This window comes from Janthinobacterium sp. CG_23.3 (genome assembly GCF_046115965.1).
In the GTDB taxonomy this organism is placed as follows: domain Bacteria; phylum Pseudomonadota; class Gammaproteobacteria; order Burkholderiales; family Burkholderiaceae_D; genus Janthinobacterium.
Map to the genome: position 1 here is coordinate 1 of NZ_JBJXIB010000144.1, position 14,566 is coordinate 14,566.

Below are 14,566 nucleotides of genomic sequence, written 5' to 3' on the forward strand. Positions count from 1 at the left end.
GGTTGCATGATTTTCTCCTAAGTTGATTCTTCGAACCTTCACTTTAGGATTAATTTGCGTCTTTTGCCGACCCGCCTTCATTCATAGTATCTACGGAAATCCTTCAATTGGCGGCATCGGGGTTTGCCCCCCGGCGCTCTGCCTTTGCCTGGTTTTTGGCGTCGTCGGCGCGCTCATTACGCTTGGCGCGTACCGAGGAAGAACAGGTCCAGCCCGTGCGCCACCTTGGCGCGTATCTCGTCGTCGGTCGGCGCGGTTTCGGGTGGAAACAACAGCCGCGACATTTGATCGCCCATGATGCAGTTAAGCAGGTGGATCGCCAGCTGCGCCGGCGCCAGGCCGGGACGGAACAGCGGCAGGATGTCGGGGCGCGCCAGCAAGCGCGCCAGCACGTCCCGCGTCTGGCCCGGGCCGACCTGGTAGAAGGTGGCCGCCAGTTCCGGGTTGCTGCCGGCCTCGGCCAGCACCATCCGGTGCAGCCGAATCGCCTCCGGCTTGGAAATCAGTTCGGTGATGCGGAAACCGAAGTCGGCGAGGATCTGCTCGACCGGGCGCATGTCGGTTTCCATGTCGGCCATGGTTGAGAAGTAGCGCTCCTTGTAGCGCGTCAAAATGGCGTTGAACAGGCCCGCCTTGCCGCCGAACTTCACATAGATGGTGCGCACCGCAACGTGGGCTTCGCGCGCGATCGATTCCAGACTGACCTTGCTGTAGCCGTTCTGCAGAAACAGGCAGGCCGCCGTTTCCAGCAGGCTTTCCATGCGCGCCTCCACGTCGGCCGCGCGCGGCCGTCCGGCCGGCTTGCCGCAGGATGGGTCGGGGACGCCGGCGGGTTGGGCCGCGCTGGCGTCGGGGGAATCGTGCTGTGTCATGTTCATCGCCATATTGTGGGGCATGGCGGTACTGTAGTCCAGATTAAAATGAAATGAAATCGTTTCATTTCTTGACTTGGCGTTTTATTTGTCGAATAATGCACCTACATCATTTCAATTTGGAGCGCAGTATGCCCACCCAGCACAGCCCAGCAGAGCCAACCACGCTCAGCGCCGTCGCGCCGGCCATCCAGGCCGCCGCGCCCACCAAGACGCCGCCGAACCGCCGCGTGCTGATCGTCGCCGGCCTGATCGCGCTGGCCGCCGTCGGCGCCGGCGCGCGCATGTGGTATCGCGGCCATTACTTCGTCGAGACGGAAAACGCCTTCGTCGCCGGCCACGTGCATCCGGTCTCGGCGCGCATCGCCGGCGTCGTCACCAAGGTGCTGGTCGACGACAACCAGGTGGTCAAGGAGGGCGACGTCATCGCCGAACTCGATCCGTTCGACCAGCGCGTCAAGGCCGAGCAAATCCAGGCGCAGATCGACACCGCCGAGCAGCAGGTGCTGCAATCGGACGCCCAGCTGGCGCAGGTGCAGGCCCAGGCCAGCGCCGCCGCCGCCCAGGTGGCGCAGTCGGAGGCGCTGCTGCTGCGCGCCAAACAGGACGCCGACCGCTACGGCCAGCTCTACACCAGCCAGATGAAGGCCGTTTCGAAGGCCGAGCTGGACGCCGCCGTGGCCGGCCGCTCCGGCGCCGTGGCCGACCTGGCCGCGCGCCGCGACAGCGCGCAGGCCGCCAAGGCGCAGATCGCCGCCGCCGGCGCCGCCCGCGAAGTGCTCAAGGCGCAGGTGCGGGTGCTGCGCGTGCAGTTGAAGGACGCCCAGCAGCAGCTGGCCTACAACCGCATCCTGGCGCCGGTCGCCGGGCGCATCGGCAAGCGCGCCATCGAGGTCGGCATGCGCGTGCAGCCGGGCCAGCAACTGACGGCCATTGTGCAGGATAAGGTCTGGATCACCGCCAATTTCAAGGAGACCCAACTGGCCGACCTGCGCCCCGGCCAGGACGTGCACGTGAGCATCGACGCGATGCCGGGCAAGGCCCTGGTCGGCAAACTGGACAGCTTCGCGCCGGCGTCGGGCGCGCAGTTCGCGCTGCTGCCGGCCGATAACGCGACCGGCAACTTCACCAAGATCGTCCAGCGCGTGCCGGTCAAGATCGTCCTCAAGGACGAGGACATCAAGGCCTTCGGCGGACGCCTGGTGCCGGGCATGTCGGCGCTGGCCGAGGTGGCGGTGAACGACGAAAAAACCCAGGCCAAGGCGCCGGCGACGGCGCAAGCCAGCGCGCAGCCGGCCGCGGCCCACTAGGATAGCGCCATGACGAGTACGACACAGACAATGCCGGCGCGCGGCGCGCCGCCGCTGCCGCCGGCGGTGGGCGAGCAGGTCAGCGCCCGCACCTGGATCGCGGTCGCCGCCGGTATGATGGGCGCCTTCATGGCCGTGCTCGACATCCAGATCACTAACTCCTCGCTCAAGGACATCCTCGGCACGCTCTCGGCCACCCAGGAAGAGGGCTCGTGGATTTCCACCGCCTACCTGGTGGCGGAAATCGTCGTCATTCCGCTGACGGCGCTGCTGACGCGCGTGTTCAGCCTGCGCAACTACATGATCGGCACCACCGCGCTGTTCGTGCTGTTTTCGACGCTGTGCGGCGCCGCCTGGAACCTGCCCAGCATGATCGTCTTCCGCATGCTGCAGGGCTTCACCGGCGGCGCCCTGATCCCGATGGCGATGACACTGGTGATGGTCAAGCTGCCGCCGTCCAAGCGCGCCACCGGCATGGCCATCTTCGGCCTGACCGCGACGCTGGCGCCGGCGATGGGGCCGACCTTCGGCGGCTATCTGAGCGAGCTGTATGGCTGGCCGTCGATCTTCTACATCAACTGGGTGCCGGGCGCGCTGCTGATCGCCGGCATGCTGTACGGCCTGGAACGCGAGCCGACCCAGCTCAAGGCGCTGTGGAAGGCCGACTGGCTCGGCATCGCCTTCATGGCGATGGGCCTGGGCTGCCTGACCATCTTCCTGGAGGAGGGCAACTCGAAGGACTGGTTCGACTCGCCCTTCATCATCACCTTCGCGGCGCTGTCGATCACCGGCCTGCTGGGCTGGATCGTCACCAGCACCACCCGCGCCGAACCGTTCGTCAACCTGGCGCTGTACGGCAAGCGCAACTTCCTGGTCGCCACGGTGTTGTCGGCCGTGACCGGCATGGGCTTGTACGGCTCGTCGTTCCTGCTGCCGCTGTTCCTCGGCCAGATCGCCGGTTATTCGCCGATGCAGATCGGCGAGGTCATCATGTGGGTCGGGCTGCCGCAGTTGTTCATCATGCCGTTCGCCGCCAAGCTGTCGTCGAAGGTCGACAACCGCATCCTGTGCTCGATCGGCCTGGCGCTGTTCGGCGGCTCCTGCCTGATGAACGCCTACATGGACGCCGGCACAGGCTACGACCAGCTGTTCTGGTCGCAGATCGTGCGCGCGCTGGGCCAGCCCTTCATCATGCTGACGTTGTCGAACTTCGCCATGGCCGGCATCGCGCCGCGCGACATGCCGTCGGCGTCGAGCCTGTTCAACATGACGCGCAACCTGGGCGGCTCGATCGGCATCGCCTTGCTGGCCACGGCCCTGAGCAGCCGCGAGCACTTCCACTCGGCGCGCCTGGGCGAGGCGGTGACGATGCTGTCGGCCGCCACGCTCGAACGCATCGACCAGCTGACCCGCTCCTTTATCAGCAAGGGCGTCGACCCCGTCACCGCCGGCAACCAGGCGCTGACGGCGATCAGCAACATCGTGCGGCGCGAAGCGTATGTGATGGCCTACAACGACGGCTTTTTCATCGTCGGCGTGATCCTGCTCGGCTGCATCGGCGTGCTGTGGTTCGCCGACAAGGTCAAGGCGCCATCCGGCGGCGGCGCCGGCGCACACTAAACTAGAATAGTAGAGGTAACAACATGATGACAGCTTTGATGCGTCTGACACTCGCGGCATCCGTGAGCCTGGCACTGAGCGCCTGCGGCACCGTCGGCAACGATTTCTTCGCCCCGAAAAATCTCGACGGCGCCGCCTTCCGCCACCAGGCGCCGGGGGCAGCCGGCGAGGCGCGCTTGCCGCAGGACTGGTGGAGCGTGTTCGGCGACGCCACCCTGGACCGGCTCGAACGCAGCGCGCTGCGCGACAACCCGAGCGTGAGGGCGGCCGCGCAGCGCCTGCTGCAAGCGCAGGCGCAAGCCGGCGTGGCGCGCGTCGGGCAAACGCCGACGCTGGGCGTCAACGCCTCGGTGGCGAACTCGCGCACCTCGGCGAACACCTCGCAAAGCCTGGCGCTGGGCGGGCGTTCGATCAGCGGCAACAACTACGCGCTGGGCGCGGCGATGTCGTATGAGCTCGACCTGCTGGTTCGGGTGCGGCGCCTGGTCGAAGCGGCCGACGCGCAGGCGCTGGCGGCCGAGGCCGACCGCGACGGCGTGCTGCTGATGCTGTCGGCGCAGGTGGCCAGCAACTACTGGCAATTGCGCGGGCTGGACGCCGAGATGGCGATCCTGGCCGGCGCGCTGGATACCCGGCGCGAGTCGGCGCAGCTGATCGAGGCGCGCTTCAACGCCGGTCTGACCAATGAACTGGACCTGGCGCGCGCCCGCGTCGAACACGCCAACGCCCAGGCCGACCTGCACGAAGTCAAACGCCAGCGCACCCTGCTCGAACACAGCCTGGCGACGCTTACCGGGGTGGCGCCGGCGGCGCTGCAACTGCCGGCGGCCGGGGCGGCGACGGGCGGCGCGGCGGCGTTGCCGCAGCCGCCGGCGATTCCGGTCGGCCTGCCGGCTTCGCTGTTGGCGCAGCGGCCCGACCTGGCCGGCAGCGTCGCCAACCTGCGCGCCGCCAACGCCCAGGTTGGCGTGGCCGAGGGCGCGTTCTACCCGACGCTGCAATTGACCGGCAACTTCGGCTACGCCTCGGAAAACCTGCGCGAGCTGGCGCAGGGCGGTTCGCGCCAGTTCAGCGTCGGACCGCTGGCGCTGACGCTGCCGATTTTCGACGGCGGGCGCAACCGCGCCAACCTGGCGCTGTCGAAGGCGCGCTACGAGGAGGCGCTGGCCAACCACGAAGGCAAGCTGCTGACGGCGCTGCGCGAAGTGGAGGACGCGCTGTCGGACCTGGAGCAGCGCCAGTTGCAGGGCCAGGCCCAGCAGCTGTCGCAACAGGCGGCGGCGCGCGCCCACCTGGTGGCGCGGGCGCGCTACGAGCGCGGCGTGTCGAACTACCTCGACGTCACCGACGCCCAGCGCAGCTCGCTGGCGGCGGACCGCGCCGCGGTGCAGATCGGCACCCAGCGCCTGCTGGCGACGGTGGCGGTGGCGCGCGCGCTGGGCGCCGGCTGGCAGGCGCCGGCGGCGCGGTAACGGTGCGCGCCGCAAACCCGGTTCACACCAACGGCGTCACCCCGGGATCAGACCTGAAGGTCTGACCCCGGTTGTTTGTCTGTGGTTTTAATGTGGTTCGCGGCGCCGGCAATTCAAAACAAGGCCGCGCCCGGCCCGAAGCGCGCCAGCATGAAGTCGATGAAGGTGGTCATCTTCGGCGTCGCCTGGCGGTCGCGCGGGTACACCAGGTGCATCGGCCGCGGCGTCGGTACGTAATCCTCCAGCAGCGCGACCAGGCGCCCCGCCGCGATATCCTGGGCCAGCAAGATCTCGGCCTGCATCACCACCCCGAAGCCGTGCAGCGCCGCCATGCGCAGCGCCTGGCCGTTGTTCGAGCGGAAGCGGCCGGCCCAGATCGCCTGCCCGGTCTCGCCCTTCAGGCGCCAGCGCACGTGCTGGTTCCAATGCGTGTAGTCGAGGCATTCATGGCCGGCCAGGTCGGCCGGCGTGCGCGGCGTGCCGCGCCGCGCCAGGTAGGCCGGCGCGGCGCAGATCGCCATGCCGTACGGCCGCAGCGGCCGCGCCACCATGCCCGAGTCGCCCAGCGCGCCGATGCGCACGGCGGCGTCGAAACCCTCGTCGAGCAGATCGGCGAGGCGGTCGTTCAAGCTCAATTCCACGCTCACGTCCGGATGCAGCGCCAGGTAGTCGGTCAACGCCGGCGCCAGCCATTCGCTGCCGAACGACACCGGCACCGACAGCTTCAGGCAGCCGCGCGGCAGCGCGCGCATCGCCTCGGCGCCGGTCTCGGCGGCGGCCACCTGCGCCAGAATCGCCCGGCACTGCTCGCAATACTGCCGCCCGATCTCGGTCAGCGCGTGGCGCCGCGTGGTGCGCGTGAGCAGGCGCGCGCCCAGGCGCGCCTCCAACTGCTTGATGTGCTTGCCCACCATCACCGGCGACATCATGAACGCCTCGGCGGCGGCGGTGAAACTGCCGGCGTCGACGACGGCGACGAACACTTCCATGCTGCGCAACTTATCCATCGATTACACACTCCTGCTTAGTAATGTACTTCATGTTAGCGCATTTATTCCCCGGACGAACAGGGCGATACTGCAAGCAGTCGCATCCAAACACACCACCAAAAAAGGAAACAATATGAAAATCATCGTTATTGGCGCAAGCGGCACGGTAGGCAAGGCAGTCGCGGCGGAGCTGGCGCAGCGGCATGAAATTATTGCGGTCGGCAGCAAAAGCGGCCAGTTCCAGGCCGACATGAGCGACATCGTCCAAGTGCGCGCGCTGTTCGCCCAGACCGGTAAAGTGGACGCGGTCGTGGTCGCCGCCGGTACGCTGCACTTCGGCCCCCTGTCCGACTTTACCCCGGCGCAATTCCAAGTCGGCCTGAACAGCAAATTGATGGGCCAGGTCAACGTCGCGCTGGTCGCCCAGCAGCACCTGAACGACGGCGGCTCGATCACGCTCACCAGCGGCATCGTCGGCGACCAGCCGATCCGCAACGGCGTCGGCGCGAGCATGGTCAACGCCGCCGTCGAAGGCTTCGCGCGCGGCGCGGCGATCGAACTGCCGCGCGGCCTGCGCATCAACGTCGTCAACGCCACCGTATTGGAAGAATCGCTGGACAGCTACGGCCCCTACTTCCACGGCTTCGAAGCGGCGCCGGCCAGCCGCGTGGCGCTGGCCTACAGCCGCAGCGTCGAAGGCGCCCAGACCGGCCAGGTCTACCGCGTCTGGTAAGCCGGAACCCGTGATGTCGAGACACGACCCCAGAGTGTAGGATTGTCTGGCGGTATCGCGAAAGTTGGTCGATTACAATTGGCGTTCATTGAAAAAGCGGCACCTTACGGTTCCGCTTTTTTCTTTTCGCCGTGGCCTTTTGCGTGGTGGTGTTGCGCGGACGTAATGATGTCGAGTTTTCCTCGCGGAAATATTTTTCTCGGATTCCCTGGAGAAATTAAAGTTGCTGACGATATTCATGTATGGGCCTCGCACAGGAGCTTAGCCATGTTGAAATGTTTCGTTTTTTCCATGCTGGTGCTGGCCGGCGCCGCCGCCGGCGCCGCGCCGTCCGGCCTGACCGAGCAGGAGCGCGGCTGGTTGCGCGCCGGCGCCGCCGTGCTGGAGTACGCGCGCCAGATCAAGTTGCCCGTCGATATCATCGTCCAGCCGCAGCCGGCGCCCGGCGCGGTGCCGCTGGCGATGGGCTTCGACGGCGGCCGCTGCAAGCTGGTGTTGTCGATGCGCGAGAACCCGCAAACCGAGCTGGTCCTGGCGGCGCTGCCGCGGGCCGACCACGCACTGATGATCGAGGCGATGACGGCGCACGAGATCGGCCATTGCTGGCGCTACGCGCACGGCGAATGGCACGCGCTGCCGGCCGGCTTCGTCGAGACCGGCGAGGAGTTCGCCGGCAACCCCGAGTTGCTGCGGGACGCCAAGGGCTTGCGCGACACCCGCCGCGAGGAGGGCTTCGCCGACTTGGTGGCGCTGGCCTGGATACAGTTGCGCCATCCGAACCGTTACGTCCAGGTCTACGACTGGCTCGCCGGCGTGCGGCGCGAAGGCTCGCTCAGCGGCGGCTCGCACGACACGCTGGCATGGCTAAACCTGGCCCGGGACGGCGCCGCCTTCACGCCGGCGGCGACGCCGTTCGACCAGGTTGGCGCCCTGTGGGGCTGCGGTTTGACCGACGACAAGTAGGCGTTCGGTTCCGCGGCTTGATTTGCCCGCACTGTTCGTTCGCGCACAGATGGACTTGTTTCTGGAGGGGTAAATTGCCTTGTCAACCAATCCAGAAAGGGAACATCATGACTAAATTGACCATGCTTGCGCTGACCGGCGTCGCCAGCGCCCTGTTCTGCGCCGGCTCGGCGTCGGCGGCCGACGACAAGGGCGCTTCCTACAAGAGCCTGAGCGACCGCGCCACCAGCGAGTATAAGAGCGCCTATGCGCGCTGTAACGAGGAGACCGGCAACGCCCGCAATGTATGCCGGCAGGAAGCCAAGGTGGCGCGCGCCAAATCCGACACCGACGCCGTCGCCCAGTACCGTAACACGCCGCGCGACTTGGGCAAGGCGCGCGCCGCGCTGGCCAACGCCGAGTATGACCTGGCCAAGGCCAAATGCGCCGAGCGCGGCGCCGCCGATCGCGGCGCCTGTGCCAGCGAAGCCAAGTCGGCCCGGATGGCGGCGCTGACGGACGCCAAGTCCGGCACCCGCTCGGCCGGTACCAGCGGCGCCATGGGCAGCAGCGGCGCCGGCCAGGACGAACGCAACGCCTCGACCGGCACCACCCCCGGCGCGATGGAAAATTGCGAGACGATGAGCGCCGGCGACAAGACCGCCTGCCTGACCCGCCGCACCACCGGCTCGGCCAAACACGTGGTGGCCGATACGGTCATCACGACCAAGATCAAGGCCGACCTGGTCAGGGACCCGGACCTGAAGGCGATGGACGTGCATGTCGAGACCGTTGACGGCGTCGTCATGCTTAGTGGTTTCGTGCCGTCGCAGACCGAGGCGCAAAAGGCGGAGCGGTTGGCGCGCAGCGTCGACGGCGTCAAGGACGTCAAGAGCGCCTTGAAGGTCAACGCCAATAAGTAAGCATGGAAAACCGCTAGCGGGCCGGCGGCGCTGACAGCCAAGCAAGGGTTCCTTTTTGACGGCGCTGCTGCGTTGCCGGCGGCGCTAGCGGCCTAGGCAGGTCAAAAAACACGCCCGCCGCGCCACGCGGCGGCAAAACGGGAGGGGGCACGCATGCGCGGCGCCCCCTTTTTGCATTGCGCCATCCGGCGGCTCGGTGAGGCGGCGTCGACGTCGATGCACGCATAAGCGGCCGCTTACTTGTTGCCATGGGGATCCGGTTTTGCTTATATTTATTTGGCAATAATGTCTAAATAAAATATTTTGTTTATTCGTAATATCTTGCTTTATTACGTTGTAATATTCTTCACTGTACAAAATAATTAACGCCGATAGGGCTTATGCAACCACCCTTGTTCCGCCCTGAAGTGCTGACCGCGCAGCGTAGCGCGTGGTATGGCAATGTCGTGCTGCTGCGTCCGCTCAGCTTCGCCCTGCTGACCGCGTTCGCCGCCCTCAGCACCGCGCTGTTGTTGGCCTTTTTGTTTGGCGCCCACTACACCAAACGGGTCCAGGTCGGTGGTTTGCTGGTACCCGACGCGGGCCTGGTGCGCATCCAGTCGCCGCAGCCCGGCCTGATCGTCGAGCGCCACGTGCGCGAGGGCCAGCAGGTGCGCGCCGGCGAGGTGCTGTATGTGGTGTCGAGCGAATTGCAGATGGCGCCGGCGCCGGGGCGCGACGCCCAGACCGAGAGCCAGGGCGCGATTTTGCACACCCTGCGCGCGCGCCAGGACAGCGTCGCCGAGGAGCGCGTCCAAGCCGGGCGCATCGCCGCGCGCCAGGCCGAGCAACTGACCCGCGCCGGCGCCGGCCTGGGCGCCGAAATCGCCCAGCTGGACCAGGAGATCGCCACCCAGTCGGCGCGCCTGAAGTCGGCCCAGTCGCAGTACCAGCGCAACGTGCAGATGCAGGCCCAGGGTTTCATTTCAAGCCTGGCGCTGCAGCAAAAAAACGACGAGTTGCTCGACCAGCAGGGCCGCCTGCAAAGCGCGCAGCGCAGCCGCCTGGGCCTGCTGCGCGAGCTGGGCAACACCCAAAGCGAGCTGGCCGCGCTGGCCGGCAAGAGCGCGCGCGAGCAAACCCAGCTGGGCCGCCAGGTGCTCGAACTGGAGCAGCAAAGCCTGAGCACGCAAGCGCGCCGCCGGTTCCTGGTCACCGCGCCGCAGGCCGGCACCGTGACGGCGATCCTGGCCGAGCCGGGCCACAGCGCCGGCAACCAGACCCTGTTGACGATTTTGCCGGCCGGCGCCGTGCTTGAGGCGCAGTTGTACGTGCCCAGCCGCGCGGTCGGCTTCATCGAGGCCGGCCAGAAGGTGTCGATCCGCTACGCCGCCTTCCCCTACCAAAAATTCGGCCAGCACGAGGGCCGCGTCACCGAAGTGTCGCGCAGCGCGCTGCTGGCGCAGGACATGCCGGCGCAACTGGTGGCGAGCGAGATCGGCGCCGCGCGCGAGGGCATGTACCGGGTCCGCGTGGCGCTGGCGCGGCAGTCGATCAGCAGCTACGGCAAGGCGCAGGCGCTGAGCGCCGGCATGCAGCTCGACGCCGACGTGTTGCAGGACCGCCGTTCGCTGCTGGAGTGGCTGCTGGAACCGGTCTACAGCCTGAAGGGCAAGGTATGAGCGGCGCCGGCTTCGCGCTGCCCAGGCTCCACTTCGGCTTCGGCCAGCGCCTGCCGCTGGTGCTGCAGGGCGAGGCGGCCGAGTGTGGCCTAGCCTGCCTGGCGATGGTGGCCGGTTTCCACGGCTACCGCACCGACTTGCTGAGCCTGCGCCGGCGCTTCACTGTCGGCCTGCGCGGCTCGACGCTGAAGGGCGTGATGGACATCGCCTCGGCGCTGGCGCTGTCGTCGCGGCCGATCCGCATCGAACTGGGCGACCTGCCGCAGCTGCCCACGCCGTGCCTGCTGCATTGGAACCTGAACCATTTCGTGGTCCTCAAGAAAGTGCTGCGCAAGGGCGGCGGCGCGCCCGCCGGCATCGTCGTGCACGACCCGGCGCGCGGCCAGCTGACGCTGTCGATGGCCGAGGTGTCGGCCAGCTTTACCGGCGTGGTGCTGGAACTGACGCCAACGCCCGGCTTCCGCCGCGAAGAGGACAAGCAGCGCATCAGCCTGCGCCAGATGATGGGCAGCGCCACCGGCCTGAAACGCTCGCTGGCGCAGATCTTCGTGCTGGCGCTGGCGCTCGAGGCGTTCGCGCTGGTCGGGCCGTTCTTCATGCAACTGGTGGTTGACGGCGCCATCCTGTCGGCCGACCGCGACCTGCTGACCATGCTGGCGCTGGGCTTCGGCCTGCTGATGCTGGTACAGACGGCGCTGTCGGTGTTCCGCTCGTGGATGGTGCTGTACCTGAGCACCCACCTGAACCTGCAATGGCTGGCGAACGTGTTCACCCACCTGATCCGGCTGCCGATGCATTATTTTGAAAAGCGCCACCTGGGCGACGTCGTCTCGCGCTTCGGCGCGGTGCAGGCGATCCAGCGCACGCTGTCGGCCAATTTCGTCGAGGCCATCCTCGACGGCTTGCTGGCGCTGGCCACGCTGGCCATGCTGCTGGCCTACAGTCCGGCCCTGAGCGCGGTGGTGCTGGCGGCGCTGTTGCTGTACGCCGCGCTGCGCTGCGCCTTTTACCGCCCGTACCGCGCCGCCAGCGAGGAACAGATCAACTTGCAGGCGCGCGAGCAGTCGCTGTTCCTCGAATCGATCCGCGGCATCCAGGCCATCAAGCTGTTCAACCACCAGGACGAGCGCCGCGCGCGCTGGCTCAACGCGCTGGGCGCGGCGACCAACCGCCACATCGCCACCCAGCGCATGACGCTCGGCTTTAACTCGGCGCACACCTTGCTGGCGGGCGCCGAAAACATCCTCATCGTCTTCCTCGGCGCGCGCCTGGTGATGGACAACGTGTTCTCGGTCGGCATGCTGTACGCCTTCATCAGCTACAAGACCACCTTCACCGGGCGGGTTTATTCGCTGATCGACAAGTGGCTGGAACTGAAGATGCTGTCGCTGCAGGGCGAGCGCCTGGCCGACATCGTGCTCAGCGCGCCGGAGGAGGCCGGCGCGGCGGCCGAGCCGGGCCAGCGGCGCGAGCCGGCCGACACCTCGATCGAGGTGCGCGGGCTGTGGTTCCGCTACTCGGATATCGAACCGTGGGTGCTGAGCGAGCTGAGCCTGACCATCCGCGCCGGCGAATCGCTGGCGCTGGTGGGGCCGTCGGGCTGTGGCAAGACGACCCTGCTGAAGCTGCTGCTGGGCCTGCTGGAGCCGAGCCGCGGCGAGATCCTGGTCGGCGGCGTGCCGCTGGCGCAACTGGGGGCGCGCCGCTACCGCGCGCTGATCGGCGCGGTGATGCAGGACGACCAGCTGCTCAGCGGCAGCATCGCCGAGAACATCAGCTTTTTCGACTTGCAGGTGGACCTGCCGTGGTTGCAGCAATGCATCGCCGCCGCCGCCCTGGCCGAGGAGATCGCGGCGATGCCGATGGGCAGCCAGACCCTGATCGGCGACATGGGCACCAGCCTGTCGGGCGGCCAGAAGCAGCGGCTGTTACTGGCGCGCGCGCTCTACAAGCGCCCGCGCATCCTGTTCCTCGACGAGGCCACCAGCCACCTCGACGGCGCCAGGGAGCAGGCCGTGAACCAGGCCATCAACGCGCTGTCGCTGACGCGCGTGATCGTCGCGCACCGGGCCGAGACGATACGCTCGGCGGCGCGGGTGGTGGAACTGGACAAGGGCGCGGTGGTACGCGACCTGCGCCAGGCCGAGCGCGAGGCGCAGGCGCAGGCCTGAACGGCGAATTTCGTTTCCAGTCCGCTGGAAAGCTGTACCCGGCGTGGCGCCCCTGGCCCGTCATGCCGGCCATCACTGACGGCCATGTTTTTTTATGAGGCAACCATGAAAGAAGTCAAGCAAGAAGTACCGGCGCAGCGCATTCTGGGCCGCACGGTGGGACGTGAAATCAGCGCCGAGGAAGCGGCGAGCATCGGCGCCGGCGGCATGCCAGCGCCCGATCCGGAAGGCACGATGCCGTTCGTCATCGGCGGGCGCGAGTGGGCCTATGGCGACTGGGGCGGGAACTAAGCGGCGCACAACTCCGGGTCCGCTAGCGGGCCACCGTCAAACCAATGGAGCAATGATGAAACAACAGCAAAAAGAAGGCACGCACCGTATTCTGGGCCGCACGGTCGGGCGTGGGATCAGCGCCGAGGAGGCGGCGGCCGTCGCCGGCGCCGCGTCGAGCGGCGGTAATGTCGGCACGCGGCCTCACCGCATCGGCAACGAAGTGGTGTACCTGGACATGGGGCCGGATCCAACGCTGTAAACGCTACGGCGCCGGCTGGCGCCGTAGCGGCACAAGGCCCGCCGCCGTGGCGGCGGGCCTTGTCCTTCCATCCATTCCTGTCTACTGTTCAAACCATGACGATCCTGATCATTAGTGAAGCCGACGACCTGCACGCGGCCGCGGTGGGCTGGGGCTTGCGCGCCCTCGGCTGCGAGCCGGTGTTGTGGCGCTGGTCGGCTTTTCCGCGCGCCGACAGCGCCTCGTTCTACCTCGATTCGGGCGGCGACGCGCGCCTTGAACTGACGCTGGACGGCGCCGTCCACAGCCGCCCGTTCGACGCGGTCTGGAACCGCCGCCCCGGCAAGCCGGCGCCGCGCGCGGCCAGCCACCCGGCCGACCTGAAGGTGATCCGCGACGAGTCGCTGGCCTACCTGCGCAACGTCGCCCCTTTCATCGCCCATCCCGGCACGCTGTGGGTGAACGGCATCGACGAGGCGCGCCATGCCAACCACAAGACGCTGCAACTGCTGGCCGCCAGGGCGGTCGGCTTGCCGATCCCGGACACCCTGATCGGCAACGAAATCGACAAGGTGCGGCAGTTCTACCGCAAGCACGGCGGCAAGATCATCTACAAGGCGTTCCAGCCGGGCGGCTGGGACCATGGCGACGGCTCGACGACGATGCTGCGTACGGCCGCGCTGGCGGCCCAGGACCTGGCGCATGAGGAGGCGGTGCGGGCCTGCCCCGGCATTTTCCAGCAACAGGTCGACACCGACTACGAGCTGCGCGTGACGGTGATGGGCGAGCGCCTGGTGGCTGGCGCGATCCACAGCCAAGCCGCAGGGCCGAGCGTGGACTGGCGCTACAGCGGCGTGTTGGGGCAGGTCCCGCTGACGCCGGTCGAGCTGGCGCCCGAGCTGGCCGCGCGCTGCCTGGCGCTATGCCGCAGGCTCGGCCTGGCGTTCGGTTGCATCGACCTGATCGTGCGCCCCGACGGCGAAGCCGTCTTCCTGGAAATTAACGAAGCCGGCCAGTTCCTGTGGAAGGAGGGCATCGCGCCGGACCTGCCGATGCTCGACACCTTCTGCCGCCTGCTGGCCGGCGGCGGCGTGGGCCGGCAAGTGCCGCCGCTGCGGCTGGCCGACTACTACCAGTCGGCCAGTTTCGCCGAGTTCAAGCTACTCGAACGGCGCGGCACGGCGCCGGAAGAGTCCCTGTTCACGCCCGACCCGCCGCGCCCCGGCGCTTGAGCGGGGGGGGGGGGGGGGGGGGGGGGGGGGGAAACCAAAAAGCTGTGTTCCGAAAACAAAAAAAAAAGCCATCGCCACCAAACCACACTGCAAAGGGTTTTTCTCTTCGTTTTTTCCCCAAGCCAGCCCT

Annotated in this window: 13 protein-coding genes; 11 read left to right on the plus strand and 2 right to left on the minus strand. The window is 67.4% G+C overall.

Going from position 1 to position 14,566, the window contains the following annotated elements; translation table 11 throughout:
* Positions 1-176: 176 nt before the first annotated feature.
* Positions 177-872 carry a TetR/AcrR family transcriptional regulator gene (locus tag ACFDR9_RS23950; protein ID WP_409032577.1) on the minus strand — a complete coding sequence of 232 codons (696 nt, stop codon included), beginning with the start codon at positions 870-872 and terminating at the stop codon, positions 177-179.
* Between the two features lie 131 nt (positions 873-1,003).
* On the opposite strand from ACFDR9_RS23950, the gene ACFDR9_RS23955 reads away from it, so the two are divergent.
* From ACFDR9_RS23955 to ACFDR9_RS23965, 3 genes are read left to right on the plus strand one after another with little or no spacing between them, the layout of a single operon-like run.
* Entirely contained in the window at positions 1,004-2,182 is a 1,179-nt protein-coding gene (locus tag ACFDR9_RS23955) for an HlyD family secretion protein (RefSeq protein ID WP_409032578.1), read from the plus strand.
* Positions 2,183-2,191: 9 nt separating this feature from the next.
* Complete coding sequence (locus ACFDR9_RS23960; RefSeq protein WP_409032579.1) at positions 2,192-3,802, plus strand: DHA2 family efflux MFS transporter permease subunit; 1,611 nt, start codon at positions 2,192-2,194, stop codon at positions 3,800-3,802.
* Between the two features lie 38 nt (positions 3,803-3,840).
* Positions 3,841-5,274 (plus strand): efflux transporter outer membrane subunit, encoded by a 1,434-nt coding sequence (locus ACFDR9_RS23965; protein WP_409032580.1) that lies wholly within the window; start codon positions 3,841-3,843, stop codon positions 5,272-5,274.
* 113 nt (positions 5,275-5,387) lie between these two features.
* On the opposite strand, the gene ACFDR9_RS23970 is transcribed toward ACFDR9_RS23965, so the two are convergent.
* Positions 5,388-6,281: a LysR family transcriptional regulator gene (locus ACFDR9_RS23970; protein ID WP_017877019.1), complete on the minus strand. Its 894-nt coding sequence runs from the start codon at positions 6,279-6,281 to the stop codon at positions 5,388-5,390.
* A 115-nt stretch (positions 6,282-6,396) separates the two neighbouring features.
* Here ACFDR9_RS23970 and ACFDR9_RS23975 point away from each other — a divergent pair, with 115 nt between their 5' ends.
* The 8 genes from ACFDR9_RS23975 to ACFDR9_RS24010 all read left to right on the plus strand — a co-directional run bounded on the left by ACFDR9_RS23975 (position 6,397) and on the right by ACFDR9_RS24010 (position 14,436).
* Positions 6,397-6,996: a short chain dehydrogenase gene (locus ACFDR9_RS23975; protein WP_409032581.1), complete on the plus strand. Its 600-nt coding sequence runs from the start codon at positions 6,397-6,399 to the stop codon at positions 6,994-6,996.
* A 267-nt stretch (positions 6,997-7,263) separates the two neighbouring features.
* On the plus strand, positions 7,264-7,959 hold the full coding sequence (locus tag ACFDR9_RS23980; protein ID WP_409032582.1) for a hypothetical protein: 696 nt from the start codon (positions 7,264-7,266) through the stop codon (positions 7,957-7,959).
* A gap of 107 nt (positions 7,960-8,066) precedes the next feature.
* The gene (locus ACFDR9_RS23985; RefSeq protein WP_409032583.1) at positions 8,067-8,861 is read left to right on the plus strand and encodes a BON domain-containing protein; all 795 of its coding nucleotides are present in this window, start codon (positions 8,067-8,069) and stop codon (positions 8,859-8,861) included.
* 380 nt (positions 8,862-9,241) lie between these two features.
* Positions 9,242-10,522: an HlyD family secretion protein gene (locus ACFDR9_RS23990; protein ID WP_409032584.1), complete on the plus strand. Its 1,281-nt coding sequence runs from the start codon at positions 9,242-9,244 to the stop codon at positions 10,520-10,522.
* A complete protein-coding gene (locus ACFDR9_RS23995; RefSeq protein ID WP_409032585.1) occupies positions 10,519-12,693 on the plus strand; it encodes a peptidase domain-containing ABC transporter in 2,175 nt (724 codons plus the stop codon). The genes ACFDR9_RS23990 and ACFDR9_RS23995 overlap by 4 nt, the downstream gene beginning before the upstream one ends.
* A gap of 105 nt (positions 12,694-12,798) precedes the next feature.
* Positions 12,799-12,984 (plus strand): hypothetical protein, encoded by a 186-nt coding sequence (locus ACFDR9_RS24000; protein WP_017877013.1) that lies wholly within the window; start codon positions 12,799-12,801, stop codon positions 12,982-12,984.
* A gap of 55 nt (positions 12,985-13,039) precedes the next feature.
* Positions 13,040-13,225: a hypothetical protein gene (locus tag ACFDR9_RS24005; protein ID WP_409032586.1), complete on the plus strand. Its 186-nt coding sequence runs from the start codon at positions 13,040-13,042 to the stop codon at positions 13,223-13,225.
* A gap of 95 nt (positions 13,226-13,320) precedes the next feature.
* A complete protein-coding gene (locus tag ACFDR9_RS24010) occupies positions 13,321-14,436 on the plus strand; it encodes a RimK family alpha-L-glutamate ligase (RefSeq protein WP_017877011.1) in 1,116 nt (371 codons plus the stop codon).
* Positions 14,437-14,566 lie beyond the last annotated feature (130 nt).

What these genes read in the sequence shown, in the direction of transcription:
- ACFDR9_RS24000 (WP_017877013.1), top strand. Translation starts at nt 12,799, where the DNA reads ATGAAAGAAGTCAAGCAAGAAGTACCGGCGCAGCGCATTCTGGGCCGC.
- ACFDR9_RS23965 (WP_409032580.1), top strand. Translation starts at nt 3,841, where the DNA reads ATGCGTCTGACACTCGCGGCATCCGTGAGCCTGGCACTGAGCGCCTGC.
- ACFDR9_RS24010 (WP_017877011.1), top strand. Translation starts at nt 13,321, where the DNA reads ATGACGATCCTGATCATTAGTGAAGCCGACGACCTGCACGCGGCCGCG.
- ACFDR9_RS24005 (WP_409032586.1), top strand. Translation starts at nt 13,040, where the DNA reads ATGAAACAACAGCAAAAAGAAGGCACGCACCGTATTCTGGGCCGCACG.
- ACFDR9_RS23995 (WP_409032585.1), top strand. Translation starts at nt 10,519, where the DNA reads ATGAGCGGCGCCGGCTTCGCGCTGCCCAGGCTCCACTTCGGCTTCGGC.
- ACFDR9_RS23985 (WP_409032583.1), top strand. Translation starts at nt 8,067, where the DNA reads ATGACTAAATTGACCATGCTTGCGCTGACCGGCGTCGCCAGCGCCCTG.
- ACFDR9_RS23950 (WP_409032577.1), bottom strand. Translation starts at nt 872, where the DNA reads ATGACACAGCACGATTCCCCCGACGCCAGCGCGGCCCAACCCGCCGGC.
- ACFDR9_RS23970 (WP_017877019.1), bottom strand. Translation starts at nt 6,281, where the DNA reads ATGGATAAGTTGCGCAGCATGGAAGTGTTCGTCGCCGTCGTCGACGCC.
- ACFDR9_RS23955 (WP_409032578.1), top strand. Translation starts at nt 1,004, where the DNA reads ATGCCCACCCAGCACAGCCCAGCAGAGCCAACCACGCTCAGCGCCGTC.
- ACFDR9_RS23980 (WP_409032582.1), top strand. Translation starts at nt 7,264, where the DNA reads ATGTTGAAATGTTTCGTTTTTTCCATGCTGGTGCTGGCCGGCGCCGCC.
- ACFDR9_RS23975 (WP_409032581.1), top strand. Translation starts at nt 6,397, where the DNA reads ATGAAAATCATCGTTATTGGCGCAAGCGGCACGGTAGGCAAGGCAGTC.
- ACFDR9_RS23990 (WP_409032584.1), top strand. Translation starts at nt 9,242, where the DNA reads ATGCAACCACCCTTGTTCCGCCCTGAAGTGCTGACCGCGCAGCGTAGC.
- ACFDR9_RS23960 (WP_409032579.1), top strand. Translation starts at nt 2,192, where the DNA reads ATGACGAGTACGACACAGACAATGCCGGCGCGCGGCGCGCCGCCGCTG.